At 36.8% G+C, this 21,155-nt stretch carries 18 protein-coding genes; 11 read left to right on the top strand and 7 right to left on the bottom strand.

The window, feature by feature from the left end; genetic code table 11:
* Positions 1-52: 52 nt before the first annotated feature.
* The 3 genes from FG390_RS01020 (at position 53) to FG390_RS01030 (ending at position 3,740) form a co-directional block, all read left to right on the top strand.
* Positions 53-1,345 carry a hemolysin family protein gene (locus FG390_RS01020; RefSeq protein ID WP_141603644.1) on the top strand — a complete coding sequence of 431 codons (1,293 nt, stop codon included), beginning with the start codon at positions 53-55 and terminating at the stop codon, positions 1,343-1,345.
* Between the two features lie 420 nt (positions 1,346-1,765).
* Entirely contained in the window at positions 1,766-2,314 is a 549-nt protein-coding gene (locus FG390_RS01025) for a peroxiredoxin (protein WP_141189158.1), read from the top strand.
* Between the two features lie 409 nt (positions 2,315-2,723).
* Complete coding sequence (locus tag FG390_RS01030) at positions 2,724-3,740, top strand: cytochrome d ubiquinol oxidase subunit II (RefSeq protein ID WP_141189159.1); 1,017 nt, start codon at positions 2,724-2,726, stop codon at positions 3,738-3,740.
* A 260-nt stretch (positions 3,741-4,000) separates the two neighbouring features.
* Here the strand turns inward: FG390_RS01030 and rnjA are convergent, their stop codons facing one another.
* Both rnjA and FG390_RS01045 read right to left on the bottom strand, forming a co-directional pair.
* Positions 4,001-5,686 carry a ribonuclease J1 gene (rnjA, locus tag FG390_RS01040; RefSeq protein WP_141189160.1) on the bottom strand — a complete coding sequence of 562 codons (1,686 nt, stop codon included), beginning with the start codon at positions 5,684-5,686 and terminating at the stop codon, positions 4,001-4,003.
* Between the two features lie 3 nt (positions 5,687-5,689).
* Positions 5,690-5,899, bottom strand: a complete 210-nt coding sequence (locus FG390_RS01045; protein WP_141189161.1) for a DNA-dependent RNA polymerase subunit epsilon — start codon at positions 5,897-5,899, stop codon at positions 5,690-5,692.
* A 495-nt stretch (positions 5,900-6,394) separates the two neighbouring features.
* Between FG390_RS01045 and FG390_RS01050 the strand changes: the two genes are divergently transcribed.
* Positions 6,395-7,180 (top strand): Cof-type HAD-IIB family hydrolase, encoded by a 786-nt coding sequence (locus tag FG390_RS01050; protein WP_141189162.1) that lies wholly within the window; start codon positions 6,395-6,397, stop codon positions 7,178-7,180.
* 311 nt (positions 7,181-7,491) lie between these two features.
* On the opposite strand, the gene def is transcribed toward FG390_RS01050, so the two are convergent.
* Positions 7,492-8,037 carry a peptide deformylase gene (gene def, locus FG390_RS01055; protein WP_141189163.1) on the bottom strand — a complete coding sequence of 182 codons (546 nt, stop codon included), beginning with the start codon at positions 8,035-8,037 and terminating at the stop codon, positions 7,492-7,494.
* Between the two features lie 868 nt (positions 8,038-8,905).
* Between def and pdhA the strand changes: the two genes are divergently transcribed.
* From pdhA to lpdA, 4 genes are all read left to right on the top strand, one after another.
* A complete protein-coding gene (gene pdhA / locus FG390_RS01060; RefSeq protein ID WP_141189164.1) occupies positions 8,906-9,991 on the top strand; it encodes a pyruvate dehydrogenase (acetyl-transferring) E1 component subunit alpha in 1,086 nt (361 codons plus the stop codon).
* A gap of 3 nt (positions 9,992-9,994) precedes the next feature.
* On the top strand, positions 9,995-10,972 hold the full coding sequence (locus tag FG390_RS01065) for an alpha-ketoacid dehydrogenase subunit beta (RefSeq protein WP_141189165.1): 978 nt from the start codon (positions 9,995-9,997) through the stop codon (positions 10,970-10,972).
* Between the two features lie 84 nt (positions 10,973-11,056).
* Entirely contained in the window at positions 11,057-12,346 is a 1,290-nt protein-coding gene (locus FG390_RS01070; RefSeq protein WP_141189166.1) for a dihydrolipoamide acetyltransferase family protein, read from the top strand.
* Positions 12,347-12,349: 3 nt separating this feature from the next.
* On the top strand, positions 12,350-13,759 hold the full coding sequence (lpdA, locus tag FG390_RS01075; protein WP_141189167.1) for a dihydrolipoyl dehydrogenase: 1,410 nt from the start codon (positions 12,350-12,352) through the stop codon (positions 13,757-13,759).
* A 295-nt stretch (positions 13,760-14,054) separates the two neighbouring features.
* On the opposite strand, the gene FG390_RS01080 is transcribed toward lpdA, so the two are convergent.
* Positions 14,055-15,539 carry an aminotransferase class I/II-fold pyridoxal phosphate-dependent enzyme gene (locus FG390_RS01080; RefSeq protein ID WP_141189168.1) on the bottom strand — a complete coding sequence of 495 codons (1,485 nt, stop codon included), beginning with the start codon at positions 15,537-15,539 and terminating at the stop codon, positions 14,055-14,057.
* Positions 15,540-15,761: 222 nt separating this feature from the next.
* Positions 15,762-16,403 (bottom strand): YktB family protein, encoded by a 642-nt coding sequence (locus tag FG390_RS01085; RefSeq protein ID WP_141189534.1) that lies wholly within the window; start codon positions 16,401-16,403, stop codon positions 15,762-15,764.
* A gap of 445 nt (positions 16,404-16,848) precedes the next feature.
* Between FG390_RS01085 and FG390_RS01090 the strand changes: the two genes are divergently transcribed.
* Complete coding sequence (locus tag FG390_RS01090) at positions 16,849-17,037, top strand: YkzI domain-containing protein (RefSeq protein ID WP_141189169.1); 189 nt, start codon at positions 16,849-16,851, stop codon at positions 17,035-17,037.
* A 354-nt stretch (positions 17,038-17,391) separates the two neighbouring features.
* The gene (typA, locus tag FG390_RS01095) at positions 17,392-19,227 is read left to right on the top strand and encodes a translational GTPase TypA (protein ID WP_141189170.1); all 1,836 of its coding nucleotides are present in this window, start codon (positions 17,392-17,394) and stop codon (positions 19,225-19,227) included.
* A 111-nt stretch (positions 19,228-19,338) separates the two neighbouring features.
* On the opposite strand, the gene FG390_RS01100 is transcribed toward typA, so the two are convergent.
* Positions 19,339-19,539: a YlaI family protein gene (locus tag FG390_RS01100; RefSeq protein ID WP_141189535.1), complete on the bottom strand. Its 201-nt coding sequence runs from the start codon at positions 19,537-19,539 to the stop codon at positions 19,339-19,341.
* A 327-nt stretch (positions 19,540-19,866) separates the two neighbouring features.
* Positions 19,867-20,529 carry a YhcN/YlaJ family sporulation lipoprotein gene (locus FG390_RS01105; RefSeq protein WP_181406317.1) on the bottom strand — a complete coding sequence of 221 codons (663 nt, stop codon included), beginning with the start codon at positions 20,527-20,529 and terminating at the stop codon, positions 19,867-19,869.
* Positions 20,530-20,833: 304 nt separating this feature from the next.
* Here FG390_RS01105 and FG390_RS01110 point away from each other — a divergent pair, with 304 nt between their 5' ends.
* Positions 20,834-21,118, top strand: a complete 285-nt coding sequence (locus tag FG390_RS01110) for an Fpa/YlaN family protein (protein ID WP_141189172.1) — start codon at positions 20,834-20,836, stop codon at positions 21,116-21,118.
* The last annotated feature ends 37 nt before the right edge of the window (positions 21,119-21,155 follow it).

A 21,155-nucleotide genomic window follows, 5' to 3' on the forward strand; every position in this document is an offset into this window, starting at 1 on the left:
AAACTAAAAAAGTGTCATGAGACGAAAAAGATTAGTGAAAGGATGATTCTTTTTGATTTTACAACTCATCATTTTAATCTTACTTATTATTATCACTGCTTTTTTCGTCGCGACAGAATTTGCCATTGTTAGAGTAAGAAAAATTAAAATCGATACACTAGCGGAAACAGGAGATAAAAAGGCGCTTGCTGCCAAACGTGTGATCGAGCATATGGATACATATCTTTCAGCCACTCAATTAGGCATTACGATGACATCTCTTGGTATAGGGTGGTTAGGGGAGCCGGCTGTAGGACATTACATACATGAAATAGTAGGCTACATACCACTAGGGTCAAATGTATCAGCTATGCTTTCTACGATTATCGCCTTTCTTGTAATTACAATTGTGAATGTTGTTCTGGGTGAATTGACGCCCAAAACCTTTGCCATCCAGAGTTCAGAAAAGGTTACTTTGTTAGCAGCAAGGCCGCTTATCTTTTTTTATTATCTTTTATTTCCGTTTATTTGGTTCTTAAATAAATGCTCATTTCTTGTATCTAAGTTATTTGGAGTTGCTCCAATGAATGGAGCAGGCGATATACATAGTGAGGCAGATATCCGTTATTTGCTTTCAGAAAGCTATAAAGGCGGAGAAATCAATCAGGCTGAATATCGCTATGTTAATCGTATTTTTGAATTTGATGATCGTATTGCTCGAGAGATCATGGTCCCCCGAACTGAAATGGCGTGTATTTTCATGGATCATCCGTTAGATGAAGCAATAGAAACGATGTTAGAACAGAAATATACTCGCTATCCCGTTGTAAGAGAAGATAAAGATCATATCGTTGGTTTTATCCATATTAAATCCCTACTGCGTGTTAATTTTGATTCGATGGCTCAATTAGATGAGATGGTGAGACCGGTGATTACGGTGTTAGAGTCGATACCAATTAAACAACTTCTTTTGAAAATGCAAAAAGAACATACTCATATAGCGATCCTGTTTGATGAGTATGGTGGAACGTCGGGACTTGTTACAGTTGAGGATATTCTAGAAGAAATTGTCGGCGAAATACGGGATGAGTTTGATGATGATGAAAAGCCTATTATGAGAAAGAAAAATCAAGATGAATATATTATTGATGGTAAAATGCTCGTGGATGAACTAAATCGTTTGTTTGATACTAATTTGGAACACGAAGAGTTTGATACCATAGGAGGCTTTATTCTCTCAAAACAATCGGATATCGATGAAGGAACAGTTATTACAACAGACGAATTATTACTTGAAGTATTAAGTGTCAACGGCAATCAAATAAAACAAGTTAGTGTTAAAAAAATTGTTATACCAGAAGTGTAAATTCCTGAGCATATTAAACAAAGAAAATCTAAAACCATGTTACCATGAAGATAATCATTGTGGTGATAGAAAGGACTAGAGGATGAAACTAAGTGCCGCATAATGGCCAAAAGAGATGATATAAATAAGGTGTAAGAGATCTGATAATCAGCAGCAAAAGATCTTGTTGCCGTATTAATTAGGAACACTAAATCGTTTAAGAGTTAAACGATTTATATTAATTTTATGTTTGATAAAAAATCTTTTTAATTGATATTTCATCAAGAAAATTCATAGTATAAAAGTCTAAAAAAAGGGATAAACTAAGAATTTTAAACCTTAATTAAATTTATTATTATTTAAAATTGACTTGAAATTAGGCGTGTATTATAATGTAATTTGTAACCTCATTTATGAGGAAAGATTAAGGAGGGATTGGAATTGACAGAACGTTTAGTAGGAAAGCAAGCGCCTCGTTTTGAAATGGAAGCTGTATTACCTGACAAATCATTTGGTAAAGTTAGCCTTGAAGAAAATATGAAAAATGGTAAATGGACGGTTCTCTTTTTCTATCCTATGGACTTCACTTTTGTATGTCCAACAGAAATTACAGCTATGAGTGATGCAAATGATCAATTTGAAGATTTAGACACGGTTGTTATTGGTGCATCAACAGATACGATACATACACACCTCGCTTGGATTAAAACGCCTCTTGAAGATAATGGTATCGGTGACATCAATTATCCATTAGCTGCTGATCATAATCAAGAGGTTGCAAGAAAATATGGTATTTTAATCGAAGAAGAAGGTATTGCCCTTCGTGGATTATTTATTATTAATCCGGAAGGTGAATTACAATATAGCGTTGTCAATCATAATAACATTGGTCGTAGCGTTGATGAAACGTTACGTGTCCTTCAAGCTTTACAAAGCGGCGGTCTTTGCCCAGTTAACTGGAAACCTGGTCAAGCTACACTTAAAGTTTAATTAATTATACTTAAATTAAATATACGGCTTGAGTTGAAAAATCATTCTCATCCTTAAAAAGACTGTTATCAGGATACTATGGATAACAGTCTTTTTTTTTCTCAAAAAGAGATATAAAAATATAAAAGGTTCGTTAGTTTTATTAAATGTATCTCTATTAAAATTAAGATATATTGAAATAATATGCTGATATTTTATATGGGGTGGTGTGTGCCAAAGAAGATGGGGATACTTTTTTTGATTTATCGAAAAGATATTGGATCGTTATTCTTCTTGCTTTAGACAGCCAATTTGTTATGTGATGTTTAGGTAGTTTAGAATGCCCCCTTAAAGGATGACATTGGATTTATTTGTATTCTCATGATAAAGTAAAAAATGGAGCAGCAATGATGAGAAGGGTGATGAAAAGGTGTCAGAATCAATTTTTATTGGTCTTTGGACGACGATGTTTATATATTTAATTTTAGCCTCAATTGATTTTGGTGCTAATTTCTATATTTTCTTTGAAAGAGTGAGAGGCAAAAAAGAGTCTGTTATAAAAACACTAAAAGGGTATATTTCACCCATATCGGATGTTATACATATATGTTTTGTCTTGTTATTTGCTGGGATCGTTGTTGTCATTCCTGAAACCTCGTATTATTTAGGAAGTTCTCTATTATTTCCCGGTATATTAATTATTTTGCTCATTATTTTTAGAAGTTTTGCTTTTGCAGTTAGTCAGCTACAGGCAGAGAGAGAACGATTAATAGCGGCACTAGATATCATGAATGGTATTATTTCAATAATTATCCCTGTTCTAATGTCGGTTGTTTTGGCCATAAGTGAAGGGGGATTTATTATATCAGATGGTTCCAAAGTGACGTTGTCATTAACTAATCTGGTTGTAAGTCCATATATATGGATTGAAGTTATATTGGCTGGTATAAGCGTTATTTTTATTAGTTCTAGCTATATGGTTTATTATAGTCATAAACAAGGCATGATGGCCGCTCGAGAGGAAATGAGGAAATTCACTTTATTGTTAAGTGTTCCGATTGTTATGGTTAGTGGACTTGTGTTTCTTGGTCTTCAAGGACACAATCCTCAACACTTTGATACATTACTAAATTATTCGTGGATGTTTCTCATTTCACTGGTCAGTTTTTTCCTTGCTATTACACTTATTTTTAAAAGATCAAATTTCTTTCTTGCTTTCTTATTTGTTATTTTCCAATATTTATTTGCTTTTTTGGGTTATGGTCTATCACATTTACCTTATATTTTATACCCATATATTAAACTACAAACCACGATGCAATTAAGCGTAAATTCCGTCTTTGATGTCATCCTCATAGTTTTTATTCTTGGTGTCTCTACGATTATTCCACTACTATTACTAAAATTACGTATCGTTGTCATAAATCGTAAATTAAAAGAGAAATAGGGGTAGGATGTGCTAGTGCAGGCGTTGTGACAGGACGTCGTGATTTTAGCCTGCGTCATCCCCCACTAATGGAAAGCCTTAACCAATCGGATCTTTACGGGCAGTCGATCTCCCACCTATCTTCTTTGAGTACTCAGAATCTTGAGGTGGGGGTCAATACTTGCCCGTTAAGGCGGGATAAATAATAAAAAAGCCATTAATATGATCAATGGCTTTTTTACTATTTTTCCTATTTAGTTTTGTTACTAAGTTAGCTTCATTTACGAGACTGATGCAGGATCAACTTCCATAATGATCGGAAGTATCATGGGTCTACGCTTTGTTTTTTCATATAGAAATGGTGCCAATGTTTCCGTGATTTCATTTTTAATTTCTGACCATTGCGATGTTTTTCGATCCATAACGCCTTGCAGATGCTTGTTCAGAAGAGATTGGGCGTCATTGATTAAATCACCAGACTCTCTCATATAAACAAATCCACGAGAAATAATATCTGGACCTGCAAGGATTTGGTGGTCTTTCATATTAATACTTACGACAACAATGACGAGACCTTCTTCGGAAAGAATGCGTCGATCACGTAAGACAATGTTGCCAATATCACCAATACCATTTCCATCGATATAGACGGAGCCAGCAGGAACTTTACCAGTCATTTGGGCAGAATTCTGATCAAGCGCTAGTACTTCACCAATATCCATAATAAAAGAGTGATCGAATGGCACCCCGCAGTCAGCAGCGCTTTCTGTATGTTTTTTTAACATTCTAAATTCACCGTGTATCGGCATGAAAAACTTCGGTTTCATCAATCTAAGCATTAATTTTTGTTCTTGTTGTCCTCCATGACCTGAGGTGTGGATATTACTGAGTGGGCCATGAATAACCGAGGCGCCAGCACGATACAATTGGTTAATTGTTTTGTTAACGCTAACGGTGTTCCCTGGGATTGGAGACGATGAAAACACAACCGTGTCGCCAGGAATGATTTGTATTTGTCTATGTGTTCCGTTAGCAATTCTAGAAAGAGCCGCCATCGGCTCGCCTTGACTTCCTGTACATAGGATCGTTACTTGATTATCTGGTAAGCGATTAATCCTTTGATGATCGATAAAGGTATCTTTGGGTGCATTAATATACCCAAGTTCTTCTCCAATGCTAATTGAAGCTTCCATACTGCGACCAAAGACAGCGATTTTTCGATTGTTTTCTACAGCTGCTTCAACAACTTGTTGAAGACGATGAATGTTAGATGCAAATGTAGCAAAAATGATTCTGCCATTTACCTTACGAAAAATGTCAGAGATATTATCTCCAACTTGACGTTCTGACATGGTGAAATTAGGAACTTCCGCATTTGTACTATCTGATAATAGACAAAGGACTCCTTCTTTTCCTATTTCGGCCATTTTTGTTATATTGGCTGGTTCACCAACTGGTGTGAAGTCAAATTTAAAATCTCCTGTTTGAACGATATTTCCAGGTGGTGTTTTAACAACAATCCCATAGGAATCCGGAATACTGTGTGTTGTTCTAAAGAAACTAACAGACGTTTTTTGGAATTTAATGACATCATCTTCGCCAATCTCGTGAATGGTCGTTTGTCTTAAGAGACCGTGTTCATCCAGTTTATTTCGGATTAACCCAGCAGCAAGTTTTCCAGCATAAATAGGAATGTTAATTTGCTTTAATAAATAAGGTACGCCGCCAATATGGTCTTCGTGGCCGTGAGTAATAAACAACCCTTTTATTTTGTCTACATTTTTTACAAGATATGAATAGTCAGGGATGACATAGTCAATTCCCAAAAGTTCATCTTCAGGGAATTTAATACCTGCATCAATGACAATTATTTCATCTTGAAATTGAACAACATAGGTGTTTTTACCTATTTCTCCCAAACCGCCTAATGAAAACACGGCCGTTTGATGATTTTTAACAAATTTCATAAGCTATATCTTCTCCAATTGATAAGTGTCAGAGTTTTTCTCATATTCAAGGAATGCGCCGCTAATAGGTTGGACGAATTCAATATTATAAGGTCGCTCTGCTAATTTTTCACGTACATCACTTTCGTTTTCGCCTTCGATATACATTGTTTGGGTATTTTCTCTTATTGGAACTTCAGTTTTTGATGCTTGATACAATACTTTAAAAATCATTCTCTTTTCTCTCCTTATGTCCACTGAACTAGCTCTATTTACCATTATAAATGAAATCTTAGGTTTTTTCATTATTTCTATCCAACCTCTAGAAATTTATTCCTTTATAAAGGTATAAATAAACAAATATCTTAAAGAGGTTGTTCAAAAAGTCACCAAATGATAAGCTGCGAATCTCGGCGCCCGCTTGTTTTTCCGGTCCTCATGTAGTAAAAACCTACATTCCGGTCCTCAAAACAGCTCCACCTTGATCTTCTTGCTTCTAATTTGTCACCTTTTTGAACACGCACTTAAAGGTAGAGCCTCATAGTTTCAGAATGAGATAAGAGGGATAGAGGTCAATAATAATTGAATAGACATTGAATGGGAGAAAACCTATTGAAGAATACCTTCATCGCATCATTAAATCCATACTCTAGTTTTGACAAAATAAATCGTTTTAATAAGTGTCCTATGTTATTCTAATACTAGAGTGAAAAAGGAAGGAGTAGAAACATGAAAAATGAAAAAATTGTTTTCTTTGATATTGATGGAACCATCTACGACTTTGAAAAAAAAATCCCTAAATCGACAAAAAGAGCGATTTTTGAGTTGCAAAATAGAGGCATAGTGACTGCTATTGCAACGGGACGAGCTCCATTTATGTTTAAAGATCTACGTGAAGAGTTAAATATTCATACATATGTCAGTTTTAATGGCCAATATGTTGTTCATAACAATGAAGTTGTTTATAAAAATCCCTTAAACAAAAAAGCGTTGTTTCATCTGACAAAACAAGCATTAGCTTGTGAACATCCCATCATTTTTCAAAACGAGGAAACGATGAAGACGGAGTCCATTGAACATCCGCATGTTATAGAAGGAATAAAAAGTTTACGCATTAAAGATTTTCCTAGCAACGATCATGTGCAGGCCTTTCATCAAGAGAATGAGATTTACCAAGCACTATTATTCTATACGGAAGATCAAAACATGAATTACCCAGAAATGTATCCTGATTTTAATTTTGTTCGTTGGCATCCGTGCTCTGTTGATGTACTTCCTTCGGATGGCTCAAAAGCAAATGGGATCAAACAACTATTAAAACTTTTAAACCTTAATGTTGAGCAATCATATGCCTTTGGTGACGGTTTAAATGATCGAGAGATGCTAAGTTACGTGGGGCAAGGAATAGCCATGGGAAATGCCGAAGAAGAAACAAAGAAAGTAGCAAGTTGGGTTACAAAACCGGTCGATCAAGAAGGCATTGTTTTTGGGTTAGAGAAGGCCGGATTACTTTAAGTTACTTGATTAAATAAAATGACCTCGCATCCCACTTTTGTAGTTATGTTTATACTTAATCGAAAATTAATAAAAGGGCTACCACCGTAGCCCTTTTATCCCGCCTTAACGGGCAAGTATTGGCCCCTACCTCAAGATTTTGAGTATTCAAAGAAAATAGGTGGGGGATCAACTGCCCGTAAAGGTCCGATTGGTTCAGGCTTTCCATCAGTGGGGATGACGCAAGCTAAAAACCAGGCGTCCTGTCGCAACGCCTGCACTAGCACATCCCTGTGCGTCGAAAAAACCCCACTGATGGAAGTTTCACTTTATTAATTTGTAGCACAATGATCAGGGATAGCAAAAGGATCTGCTTTATTGATATGATCGTAAAACATAATACCATCTAAATGATCAATTTCATGTTGAATGGCAATAGCAGGTAGTCCTTTTAATTTTAAGGTTATCTCTTTCCCATCAATATTATATGCTTTGACTTTGACTCTGGCATGTCGTGGAACATATCCAGGGACTTCTCGATCAACGGATAAACATCCTTCACCACCTTCTAGATAGGTGTTTTCAACGGAGTGACTAATAACTTTGGGATTAAACAAGGTATAATCGTGAATTTTGTCTTCTTCAGGAATATAGACAGCGATCATTCGTTTGCTTATTCCAATTTGAGGCGCAGCAAGTCCTATGCCAGCACGTAATTTATATTTTTCAGCGATTTCATCGTCTTGACTATTTATGAGAAATTCCCGCATTTTTTTCAATGTTTCTTTTTCCTCTTGAGTCGGTGGCATCATGACTTCACTTGCCACAGCTCTTAAAATGGGATTCCCTTCTCGAACAATATCATCCATTGTTAACACATTCAACACTCCTAATTCCAATATTCACCAAGTTATAGTGCGTGTTCAAAAAGGTGACAAATGAAAAAGTTACTGGTTAAGTACGCTGGCATCCTGCAAGAAACGCCAGTACTAGCCCGTCCTGGGCGCCGGAGGCTAAGAGCAGCACCAGTTTTTTTGGACTGGCATCCCACGTGATGTGGTAGCTTCAATCGCCAGCCATAGGACGTGAGCGTTCTTAGCTAGAGATCCTCTTGTATCCGCTACATGAGGATCGGAAAAACAAGAAGGCACCGAGAATCGAAGCTTATCATTTGATGACTTTTTGAACAACCTATTATAGGTCTAGTTTAGCATATCTTTAGTAAGGTAAGTACTCATAACTTATCATACATATGGCTATCATATAATTCAATGTAGATGTTAAGGAAGAATAAAAGATAAAAATATTAATTACCATTTACGTTAGGCAAAGATTTAATTATTCGTTGAGGTGGATTTGTTTCCTATTACAAAGTATGTCTCTGTGGTAAAAAGAGATAATAAAATATTATATCAATGAATGTAAATTAGTGAATTTACTACAAATATTGACGCTAATAATTGACTTAAATCATTCAATTAGTATAAACTGAACTTGCCATTCTATTTAAGTATGCGTTTCCAAAAAAGCATTAAAATGGTTGAATATCTCACATTAAGTGTTTTTTTATTCTTGTTAGTTAATAAATTAATGATATTAAGAATAGCGAATGCAACATGAGTCAATCTAGGTAAACAAACTCTGTCCATTAGACATGTTTTGTTGTTTATCATGAATGAATAATCAACACGTTTGAACAAACGAAACCATGAAGTCATTTTTTATTGGAAGGAAGAGGTGAAAGAATTGACCACTAATCTGGAACAAACGATTGAAGAACAATTCGAGACTCTACAAATTCTCAACGAAAAAGGAGAAATTGTAAATAAAAGTGCGGATCCACAATTATCAGATGATGAATTAAAAGAACTAATGAAGAGAATGGTCTATACACGTATATGGGATCAACGGGCCATTTCACTAAACCGCCAAGGTCGTCTCGGCTTCTATGCACCAGTCGCTGGACAAGAAGCTTCTATGCTTGCAAGTGAATTTGCTATGGAAAAAGAAGATTGGTTATTACCATCTTATCGAGATATTCCTCAAATGGTCTGGCACGGCTTACCACTTGTAAAAGCGTTCTTGTATTCAAGAGGACACTTTGAAGGTGGGAGAATTCCTGATGATGTCTACACGCTAATGCCACAGATCATCATTGCAGCTCAATGTACTCAAACAGCAGGAGTTGCTCTTGGCTTAAAAAAACGTGGTAAACGAAATGTTGCTTTTACATACTTTGGAGATGGTGCAACCTCTCAAGGAGATTTTTATGAAGGATTGAACTTCGCTGGGGCGTTCAATGTACCGGCTGTGTTTATCAGTCAAAACAATCGTTTTGCCATTTCTGTTCCTGTTGAAAAACAATCAGCAACAAAGACATTAGCCCAGAAAGCCGTTGCTGCAGGAATTAAAGGTATCCAAGTCGATGGAATGGATCCGTTAGCTGTCTATGCTGCAGCAAAAAACGCGAGAGAGCGTGCCATTAACGGGGAAGGCCCTACCCTCATTGAAACATTAACCTATCGATATGGTCCACATACCATGGCAGGGGATGATCCAACACGTTATCGTACAGAAGATCTAGATAACGAATGGGAGTTAAAAGACCCTCTCGTACGTTTCAGAGCTTATTTAGAGAATAAAGGCTTGTGGTCTAAAGAAATAGAAAATGAAGTTGTGGAAACAGCGAAAGAAGACATAAAGAAGGCATTAAAAGAAGCGGATCAAATTCCTAAACAAAAAGTTAGTGACTTAATAAATAATATGTATGAAAAACTTCCACAGAACTTACAAGAACAATTAGAAGAATACCGCAAGAAGGAGTCGAAATAACCCATGGCGCAAATGACAATGATTCAAGCTATCACTGATGCGCTTCGTACTGAGCTCAAACGTGATGAAAATGTACTTGTTTTTGGTGAAGATGTAGGGAAAAACGGTGGTGTCTTCAGAGCAACTGAAGGATTATTTGATGAATTTGGTGAAGAAAGAGTATTTGACACCCCTCTAGCTGAGTCAGGAATCGGCGGTCTTGCCTTAGGTTTAGCAATGGAAAAATACCGTCCCGTCATGGAGATTCAATTTTTTGGCTTTGTGTTTGAAGCAATGGATAGTGTAGCATCACAAATGGCACGTTTACGTTATCGGTCTGGTGGTAAATATAATGCGCCGATTACGATTCGCTCTCCTTTCGGTGGTGGCGTCAAAACCCCTGAACTCCATGCGGATAGTCTTGAAGGTCTATTCTATCAAACACCAGGAGTTAAGGTAGTTATTCCGTCAACCCCTTATGATGCTAAAGGTCTACTGATCGCTTCCATTCGTGATAACGATCCTGTTATCTTTTTAGAACATATGAAATTATATCGTTCTTTCAGAGGTGAGGTACCTGAAGAAGCCTATACGATAGAACTAGGCAAAGCAAACGTTGTACGTGAAGGAGGAGACCTCACGATTATTACATATGGTGCTATGGTTAAAACATCACTGAAGGCAGCTGAACTTCTAGCTAAAGAAAATATTGATGTTGAGGTCATTGATCTAAGAACGGTTAATCCAATTGATGTCGATACCATTGTTCAGTCAATTGAAAAAACAAATCATGCCGTTGTTGTTCAAGAGGCTCAAAAACAAGCGGGGGTGGCTTCAGCGGTTATTGCTGAAATTAATGATCGAGCGATTCTCTCATTGGAAGCGCCAGTTGGTCGTGTAACAGCTCCGGATACTGTTTTCCCATTTGCTGCCGCTGAAAATGTTTGGTTGCCTAATGAAAAAGATGTCATAGAAAAAGTAAAAGCCACTTTAAATTATTAAATTTTGAGAGTGAATCTAGATGTTTGTTTGTGATTCACTCTAATTTTTAAGCATGTAGAATGAAAAAAGGGGGCCAAGTACCTAATGGCTTATGAGTTTAAGTTACCGGATATTGGTGAAGGTATTCATGAAGGTGAAATTGTAAAATGGTTCGTAAAACCAGGAGATGAAGTAAAGGAAGATGATGTTTTAGCGGAAGTACAAAATGATAAAGCCGTTGTCGAAATTCCTTCTCCTGTTGATGGTAAAATATTAGAAGTTAAAGTCGATGAAGGTGTTACTGTTGAAGTAGGGACAGTTGTTGTGACGATCGAGGCAGAGGGCTATGAAGAAAGTGAAGAACCGTCTGAAGCATCTGAAGCGGAAACTGTGCTTGAAACTACCGATGTGAAAAGTCCTGCCCCGGCAGAGGACAAGGATTCTGAACAAAAACGAGTTATAGCGATGCCGTCTGTAAGGAAATATGCAAGAGATCATGGTGTTGATATCACTAACGTTCATGGATCTGGAAATCACGGAAGAATATTAAAAGACGATATTGATCACTTTTTAGAAAATGGATCAACCCCTGAACACCCAGCTGGTATTGAAGAACAAGTGTCACCTTCAGAGACTAATCACGAGGCTCACGAACAAAAAACTGTAACACAAACTCCAAGTTTTAATCAAACACAAAGTGAAACACGTGAACCTTTGAAGGGAATTCGTAAAGCGATATCAAAAGCGATGGTTCATTCAAAACAGACGGCACCGCATGTGACGTTAATGGATGAAGTCGATGTTAGTAAAACCGTTGCCCATCGAAAAACTTTTAAAGGTGAAGCTGCTGAACAAGGCATAAAATTAACCTATCTACCATATGTTATCAAAGCACTTGTTGCTGCTTTAAAAGAGTTTCCGGTACTAAATGCGTCAATTGATGATGCAAATGAAGTAGTGGTTTATAAACATTATTACAATATTGGTATTGCAACAGATACAGACCAAGGTTTATTTGTCCCAGTAATTAAAGATGCCGATCGGAAATCAATGTATCAACTCGCAACTGAAATTAGCGATTATGCATCAAAGGCAAGGGAAGGTAAATTAGCTACTGGTGATATGAAAGGTGGTACATGCACAATTACCAATATTGGATCTGCTGGCGGTCAATGGTTTACCCCAGTTATTAATCATCCAGAAGTAGCTATCTTAGGAATTGGCCGTATAACAGAGAAACCCGTTGTTGAAAATGGTGAAGTTGTCGTAAGACCAGTTATTGCCTTATCATTAAGTTTTGATCATCGTATTATTGATGGTGCTACTGCCCAGTATGCGATGAATAAAATAAAGAGATTACTTAATGATCCACAACGCTTAATCATGGAGGGATGAGAAATGGTTGTTGGTGAATTTACTACAGAAGTAGATACAGTTGTTATTGGTGCAGGACCAGGAGGCTATGTGGCTGCTATTCGAGCAGCACAATTAGGACAAAGTGTTATCATCATTGAGAAAGAACATCTTGGCGGTGTATGTCTAAACGTCGGATGTATTCCTTCGAAAGCTTTATTAAATGCAAGTCATCGTTATGAGCAAGCCAAAGAATCTGAAGTTATGGGAATAACAACAGAAAATGTAACGGTTGATTTTGCCAAGCTTCAAGAATGGAAAGGGTCTGTTGTGGGTAAACTCACTTCAGGTGTTGCAGGTTTATTAAAAGCAAATAAAGTTGAGGTTGTTGAAGGAGAAGCCTTATTTGTTGAACCGGACGAAGTGAGAGTAAATCATGGCTATGAATCAACTCGATATAAATTTAATAACTGTATCATCGCAACAGGTTCTAGCCCAATTGAACTTCCAAATTTTAAATGGAGTGATCGTGTTCTATCATCGACAGGTGCTTTGGCTATTAAAGAGCGCCCAAACAAGATTGTCGTTATTGGTGGGGGCTATATAGGCGTTGAGCTTAGTACGGCCTTTGCAGGATTTGGAACAGAAGTTGTCATCTTGGAGGGAAGTAAATCTATTCTTCCTCTCTTTGAGAAAAAATTGACCGCGATAGTTAAAAAGAATCTTAAGAAAAAAGGGGTTGTCATTCATACCGAAGCCCTTGCACAAGGTGTCGTTGAATCACCTAATGGCGTCACAGTAACAGCCGAAATTAAGGGTGAAGAAGTAAAAATCGACGCAGATTATCTTCTTGTAACAGTAGGACGTAAACCGAATACGGCAGATCTTGGTCTTGATATGGCTGGTGTTGAAATGACGGAACGAGGTTTGATCAAAGTAGACAAACAAGGTAGGACAAACGTCAGTCACATTTTTGCTATTGGAGATGTTGTGGCAGGTCCAGCACTTGCTCACAAAGCCTCATATGAAGCTAAGGTCGCTGCTGAAGCCATCAGTGGTCAAGCTTCAGAAATAGACTATTTAGCCATCCCATCGGTCGTATTCTCCGAACCTGAAATTGCGACAGTTGGCTTATCTGAGTCTGAAGCGAAAGAGCAAGGCTACGAGGTTCAGGTTGGGCAATTCCCGTTTGCTGCAAACGGGCGTGCATTGTCACTTGATGCAACTGAAGGATTTACCAAACTCATCACACGGAAAGAGGATGGATTAATCCTGGGTGCTCAAATTGTCGGTACAGGAGCGAGTGATATGATTGCTGAACTCGGTTTAGCCATTGAAGCGGGGATTACAGCAGAAGATATTGCGCTTACGATTCATGCCCACCCAACTTTAGGTGAAATTACGATGGAAACAGCTGAGGTAGCACTAGGCATGCCAATTCATATTGCTAAATAAAGTGAAACTTCCATCAGTGGGGGTTTTTCGACGCACAGGATGTGTAAGTGCAGGCGTTGCGTCTTTAGCCTGCGTCATCCCCTACTGATGGAAAGCCTGAACCAATCGGACCTTTACGGGTAGTTGATCTTCAACCTATCTTCTTTGAATACACAGAATCTTGAGGTGGGGGTCAATACTCGCCGTTAAGGCGGGATAAAATTTAGAAGAGCTATTCTAAAGATAATTCATCTTTGGAATAGCTCTTTTTTCTATATACAGAAATACAGAAATATATAAATTAAAAACCCATTCATTAGTGAATGGGTTCGATAATTTTTACGACTCGAATGTTTTTAAGTGTTGGGTCTTCAGGGCCTTGAACAGGAAGACCAGCTTCCATGTTTTCTTCAATATAAGCCAGATTTTCTTTAGTAATAATCTCACCAGGTGTAAATATGGGGATTCCTGGTGGATATACCATGACAATTTCAGTCGCAATGCGACCTTCAGATTCCCAAAATGGGACACTTTCTGTTTCAGAATAAAAAGCGTCTCTAGGCGAAAGTGATAATTGGGGCATCTCAGGTACATGGACGGGAAGTTGTTTAGGAATATGCCCAGATTGCCTTGACGTTTGATAGACAATGTCAGCTAAGTTTTGACATGCACTCACTAATTTTTGTACGGTTGTGGAGTCGTCTCCAGGAGTAATAATACATAGGATATTATATAAGTCCGATAGCTCTACCTCAATATGATAATTTTCTCTAAGCCAACCTTCAGCTTCATAACCCGTAATGCCAAGTTGTTTTACGGAAATCAGCAGTTTCGTAGGATCAAAATCATACGTTGCTTGCGTACCTAAAATTTCTTTTCCTACGCAATACAGACCTTTAATAGTATTAATTTTTTCACGTGTTTCATTTGATAATTGAATGATGCGTGAAAGTTCTTGATAACCATTCGTCATAAGGTATCTTCTCGCAACGTCCAGTGAAGCGAGTAACAAGTAAGACGTCGAGGTTGTCGTGAGCATACTTAATATCGATTGCACTCTTCCAACTGATACAAGCCCTTCTTTTACGTTTAAAACGGAACTTTGTGTAAGAGAACCACCTAATTTGTGAACGCTTGTAGCAGCCATATCGGCACCTGCTTGCATGGCAGACTTAGGTAGTGAATCATGGAAATGGATATGAACGCCATGCGCCTCATCAACAAGAACGGGAAGATGATGTTCATGTGCTAGTTCAACAATCGCCTCTAGATCTGAAACAATTCCAAAGTAGGTTGGATTAATGACAAGAAGTGCTTTTGCATCGGGATGTTGTGCAATAGCCTTTTGAACGGAATCAGTTGTTATTCCATGTGCAATACCGAGCTCATGATCAATTTCTGGATAAATAAAAACCGGTATCGCACCTGAAAAAATAATAGCCGAAATGACAGACTTATGTACGTTCCGAGGGACAAATAGCTTATCTCCTGGTGAACATACACTCATCACCATGGCAATAATAGGTCCGCTCGTACCTTGAACAGAGAAAAAAGTAGCATCAGCACCAAATGCCTTTGCGGCTAGTTCTTCAGCTTGTTTTATCATGCCATGTGGCTGATGCAAATCATCAAGTGGAGCGATATTTATTAGATCAATAGATAAGGCATTTTCACCGATAAAATGTCTGAATTCTGGATCCATACCTTTTCCTCTTTTATGTCCAGGTATATGAAATTGTGTTGGTGATTCTTTTGTATAATTAAGAAGTCCGGTAAATAAGGGTGTTTCGTTTTGATTCAATCATTAGCACCTCATTTCAATTTATTAAGAAGATTTTGTATACTGACCTAATAGTGGACAGTTTCTTAGTCAACTAAAAAAACATTGTTTGTAAAAAACGTCCTTTTATATAAAATCAGTAGATGACTTAATCTTAATCCTTTTAAATGACTAACAAATAACATACATAATCTCGCTGTTTTGATCATAAGTTTAAACTATCAATTAGTTCAAAAAAGGTGATTAAACAAGCGCTTCACATGTTTTAGCTACTTTGTATAAAGGGATTAATTTCCGAAACGTGGTTTCACATTTTTTTATGAATTGTTCACCAGATAACGCGATCACTTCATTCTTAGGCAGCATCATACCACAAAGAAGTTCTGCTTTCTTTATTGAACCTAATCGTTCTATCATCATCTGAAGTTGACTTTTATTCATATCACCTTGATGTAGGACAGCTGGTTTTGTGTGATCCACTGACCAACTAAAATTGTCAGGGATATGTCTATAAAGGTCATCAATTTGGTCAATTAGTCTATTAGAAAATGAAACTTTAATCGGTGACTCGTAAATAACAGCAAACCAAACAAACACGTGAGTTTCCCACACACCAATTTGAAAATGAGGATGTTTTTTATACCCTCTACGACTATTTGCAAACGCGATCCATGTATCCTCTGGTGGATTTACTGTTCTTCTAGCGTGTTTAGCAATATGAGGAATTATCTCGTCACTTGTAATATCTGAAAGGAAGGGGGTTATATCGTCCGCTAACTGCTCGAATTTAGGTTGTATGATGTTTTGAATAGCGGCCATTCTAGGCTCAAGCCCTTGGATTTTAAAGACATTAAAATCTCGCTCTTCAAATCCTTTAAAACTTATAGGCAATTATGACACTCCTTAAAGAAACTGCAGGGATGAAAATACTTTTAGCCGATTTAGAAACAGAAGACGTTCTATGATTAACTATTAACTAATTGCAGCTTCGCTATATTTTAACCTTCATTGTACTTTAATAAACAACACGTACATGTTTAATGTATGTAAAATGAATTCAACATATGATATCCAATGTTAGCTTCGGCGTCAATAATATTCATCATTGATATCATAACAGAAAAAAAGAAATATGCATCTATTTTAGAAAAATGTTTAATGATCACAAAATCAAGGGAATAACCGTAACAAGTCGTTTAATAGTTGTTGCATAACAACTCAAATCAACATACTATGTTACATACCCCCTTTGATATGTCAGAAGATTTAGTTAGACCTGGGTTTATCCATATAATAAAAAATATATTATTAAAAGGATGTGTAGGTTACCATGAAGCAGGTCATTCAAACATTAAAACGAAATGATGCTGAAAAAAGAATTCCAGTGGTTAAGTTAGAAATTGATTATGAATTGGCAACACTACACCATGCAATATTAAACAAAAATGATAAAGAGATCACACGTTGCAAAGCTAGACTTGAAAAGCTAAGACAAGAAATGGTTCAGTTAGAGGCTTAAAAAAGGTACCTTCCTTTATGGAAGGTTTTTTACTGGGGTATAATGAATACATATAATATTTTCTAATGTTTAATTATTGAAGAAAAGGGGATAACAATAACTATTGAGGATTTTTTGATTTTTTTCTTTTCAAAGAGATTGTGCCTAATTGTTTTTGACGAGTAGGCAAAGGCTAAAGCCTTGCTAAAAACAAAATGTTCAATAGTGACGAGCCCCTTAACATACAAGTTTCCAGACATATCATGAGCTGTAAAAATTAATTTACGTTATGTTTTTTTTATTTAACTATTAAATCATTGTATTATGTGTTATAATTTTGTAGTTTAGTGTAACGATGAGGAGAGTTAATATAAAATGACCAAATTGAGAAACGAATTACGAAATATTGCCATTATTGCACACGTTGACCATGGTAAAACAACTCTTGTTGATAAGTTGTTAATGCAATCTGGAACGTTTCGCGATAATCAGCATGTAAATGAAAGAGCAATGGACTCAAATGATATTGAGAGAGAACGTGGGATTACGATCTTAGCTAAGAATACGAGTTTAAGTTATAAGGACTCTAAAATAAATATCGTCGATACTCCCGGGCATGCTGATTTTGGCGGCGAAGTTGAACGTATTATGAAAATGGTAGATGGCGTTCTTCTTCTTGTTGATGCTTATGAAGGTTGTATGCCGCAAACGCGCTTTGTATTAAAAAAAGCTTTAGAACAGAAATTAAAACCAATTGTTGTGGTGAATAAAATCGATAAACCAATGGCACGGCCAGAAGCGGTCATTGATGAAGTAATCGATTTATTTATTGATCTTGGTGCTGATGAAGATCAACTTGAATTTCCAGTTGTCTATACATCGGCGATTAATGGAGTGGCTGGTCTTGATCCAGAACATGTTGATCAAGATATGACCGTCGTTTTTGATACGATTCTTGAACATGTTCCAGCACCTGTTGATAATCGTGATGAAAGTCTTCAGTTTCAAGTGACCATGCTTGATTATAACGATTATGTTGGACGAATCGGAATTGGCCGCATCTATAGAGGTAAAATTAAAGTCGGTGAACAAGCTGCCCTTGTTAAAGCAGATGGTTCTGTTGAAAACTTTAGAGTCACAAAATTGTTTGGCTATTTTGCTTTGAAACGTGTTGAAATCGAAGAAGCTGTGGCTGGAGATATTATCGCCATTACTGGAGTTGAAGATATTAATATAGGAGATACCATTAATAATGTTAATGATATTGATCCTCTTCCAGTGTTAAAAATTGATGAACCAACCTTGCAAATGACCTTTGTTGTTAATACAAGCCCGTTTGCAGGTCGAGAAGGTAAATATATTACAAGTCGTAAATTAGATGAAAGACTTAAAGCTGAAATGGAACGCGATGTTAGTTTGAAGGTGGAAAACACTGAATCTCCAGATCAATGGATCGTTGCCGGTCGTGGGGAATTACACTTGTCTATTCTTATTGAAAATATGCGCCGTGAAGGTTATGAACTTGCCGTATCTAAACCTCAGGTTATTATTAAAGAAGTTGATGGTGTCCAATGTGAACCATTCGAACGTGTCCAAATTGATGTCCCTGAAGAACATGTAGGATCCGTTATTGAATCACTAGGTAAGCGAAAAGCAGAACTTTTGAACATGGAACAACAAGAAGGCGGACAAAGTCGTCTAGAGTTTATGATACCATCACGTGGACTTATTGGTTATCGTCGTGATTTCTTAACTGAAACACGTGGGTATGGTATTATGAACCATAGTTTTGATCACTTTAGTCCAATGGTGAAAGAAATTATAGGTGGACGCCGTCAAGGTGTACTTGTGGCCATGGAAACAGGTCAAACAACAGCATATGCTTTGGGTCAACTAGAAGATCGTGGGGTCATGTTCGTTGATCCTGGTACTCAAGTGTACGAAGGTATGATTGTTGGTGAACATAACCGTGAAAATGATTTAACAGTTAATGTGACAAAAGCCAAACAACAAACCAACGTGCGTTCATCAACGAAAGATCAAACAACAACGTTAAAATCATCAAGAAAATTGTCTTTGGAAGACTCTCTTGCTTATTTGAATGATGATGAATATTGTGAAATTACACCAGATAACGTTAGAATGCGTAAAAAAATTCTTAATAAAGCTGAACGTGAACGCGCAGGAAAAAGAAATAAAATTTCTAAATAATAAATGAAACATTAAAAAGCCATGCTAATCGTAGCATGGCTTTTTAAATGTTTTTTTAAAAATAAGATTGGACAGGTTTCATTATTATGGACGGTTATCTCATCATAAGAGTTAGTTTGATTTTTTATTCAATGAAGGTAAATGTAAGGTAAATTTTCCTGTTGCCCATCTTTCACGCGTTCTTTCACCAATTCGTTTGTAGCATTCATCGCAAGTATAGGTATGGATCGGGCGATTTCTTAATCTTTTAGCAAGAGGCGAATCATCATCTAACATAACTTTTTTTTCACATATAATACATTTTACGAGCATAATGGCAGCTGCAATGTTCCATGAGGACTTTGCAGAAGTCACCTCTTTTCTTTAAACAAATTTTCACACTAAGAATGATTAAAAAGGAAAGTGACATCAGTATACCATTAAACGAATGATTTCTCACGTTAGTCGTTTAGCCTCTTACGAAAGAAATTAGAGAGTATATAAGTATTAACATTTGCCCACTACGTTCATCTCACTTAACAGGAAGCCCCCAACCTAAGAAAAGGGGAGTCGAAAGGCGAGAGATTCTAGCCCGAAAAAGTCCGGTTGTTTTAACTGATAACCAGTAGGGGAGAACGCCCCCGCTGATTAAAGATCACTTTATGATTGGTGTATTTCTTCTTTTTGTTGATTTTCGATTTTTTCTTTTTGATGATGATTTCTAGGACGCTGTTCATCTTTTTGTCTTTGTGCGGGAACTTGGTGTTTATTAGTTTTTTGGTTTAATTTACTTGGTTTATTTTCGTTTTGATTATCTTTCACATTCTTCGTAAACTCTGGTATCACTCTTTCGACAACATCGGCTAATTCATTTGCTATTCCAGAAATAGGTCGTCCATGTTTAAAGGCTTGACCGATTTCTCTTAGACGTTCTATAACATCAGGATTGCTCGTTATAACAGCATTTGCTCCGTATGGGTCATTTTTTATGGCTTGTGAAACGGTGTATTTTACAGTACCTACACGTGTTCGATCAAGATGTTTGTCTAATGTTAAACCGACAACAGCATATTTCCCTACGATTAAAGCGGTAGCACTTTTTACTTCAGGGGTTTGTTCAGCAAGGTGGACTAGCCTTCTAGCGATATCTTGGTTAGACATTGTTTTAGAAGGGTAGTCAATGCTTTGGTTCATTTGATGAACTTTAGGTTGATTTGTCGAATCTCTCTTAAGAAAATCTTGTTCTTCTGTCTGTGAATGAAATGAACATCCTGAAACAATCGCTAGACTTAGAAAAAAAATGAAGATGATTTTTATTTTCATATTAAATATTCCTTTCAGGTCATGCACATAGGTAGAGACCATTTAGTTAAGAAAAAGTCATTTAAGAATCCCATTTATCATGCTGTTTTATAAATTAATATAACCGTTCCTTTATGGGGATATTCTAAATAGAGAAATTCATTTAAACAGGATAAAAGTGAAACCCCTATTAGTGGGGGTCAATACTTGCCCGTTAAGGTGGGATAAATGTCCCAACTGAATCAAACTTGTGAATAAATCTTGATTTTTCTCCAAGTTAAAGGTAAGATGAATTTAACTTGGTGATTGAGATGGAGGGGATCAAATGTCTACTGAAATGGCAGCAGGCCATCGTGAAATAGCTTTTAAATTATTGAAAGCTGATGCACATAAGATCCTAAAACTTATTGAAGTCCAAATGGAAAACCTGACCATGCCACAATGTCCTCTTTACGAGGAAGTTTTGGACACGCAGATGTTCGGCCTTTCAAGAGAAATTGATTTTGCTGTTAGATTAGGTCTCATTCAAGCCGAAGAGGGTAGAGCATTACTTGAATCGTTAGAAAGACAATTATCTGCATTACATGAGGCTTCAACGAAAAATAAATAAATAAGGCTCAAACTATCTTCCTTTGATGATTGATGGT

The sequence above is a fragment of the Terrilactibacillus laevilacticus genome, from assembly GCF_006517395.1.
Lineage (GTDB): Bacteria > Bacillota > Bacilli > Bacillales > Sporolactobacillaceae > Terrilactibacillus > Terrilactibacillus laevilacticus.

What these genes read in the sequence shown, in the direction of transcription:
- FG390_RS01090 (WP_141189169.1), top strand. Translation starts at nt 16,849, where the DNA reads ATGAAGCAGGTCATTCAAACATTAAAACGAAATGATGCTGAAAAAAGA.
- FG390_RS01110 (WP_141189172.1), top strand. Translation starts at nt 20,834, where the DNA reads ATGTCTACTGAAATGGCAGCAGGCCATCGTGAAATAGCTTTTAAATTA.
- rnjA (WP_141189160.1), bottom strand. Translation starts at nt 5,686, where the DNA reads ATGAAATTTGTTAAAAATCATCAAACGGCCGTGTTTTCATTAGGCGGT.
- FG390_RS01045 (WP_141189161.1), bottom strand. Translation starts at nt 5,899, where the DNA reads ATGATTTTTAAAGTATTGTATCAAGCATCAAAAACTGAAGTTCCAATA.
- FG390_RS01050 (WP_141189162.1), top strand. Translation starts at nt 6,395, where the DNA reads ATGAAAAATGAAAAAATTGTTTTCTTTGATATTGATGGAACCATCTAC.
- lpdA (WP_141189167.1), top strand. Translation starts at nt 12,350, where the DNA reads ATGGTTGTTGGTGAATTTACTACAGAAGTAGATACAGTTGTTATTGGT.
- FG390_RS01070 (WP_141189166.1), top strand. Translation starts at nt 11,057, where the DNA reads ATGGCTTATGAGTTTAAGTTACCGGATATTGGTGAAGGTATTCATGAA.
- typA (WP_141189170.1), top strand. Translation starts at nt 17,392, where the DNA reads ATGACCAAATTGAGAAACGAATTACGAAATATTGCCATTATTGCACAC.
- FG390_RS01100 (WP_141189535.1), bottom strand. Translation starts at nt 19,539, where the DNA reads ATGCTCGTAAAATGTATTATATGTGAAAAAAAAGTTATGTTAGATGAT.
- FG390_RS01105 (WP_181406317.1), bottom strand. Translation starts at nt 20,529, where the DNA reads ATGAAAATAAAAATCATCTTCATTTTTTTTCTAAGTCTAGCGATTGTT.
- FG390_RS01065 (WP_141189165.1), top strand. Translation starts at nt 9,995, where the DNA reads ATGGCGCAAATGACAATGATTCAAGCTATCACTGATGCGCTTCGTACT.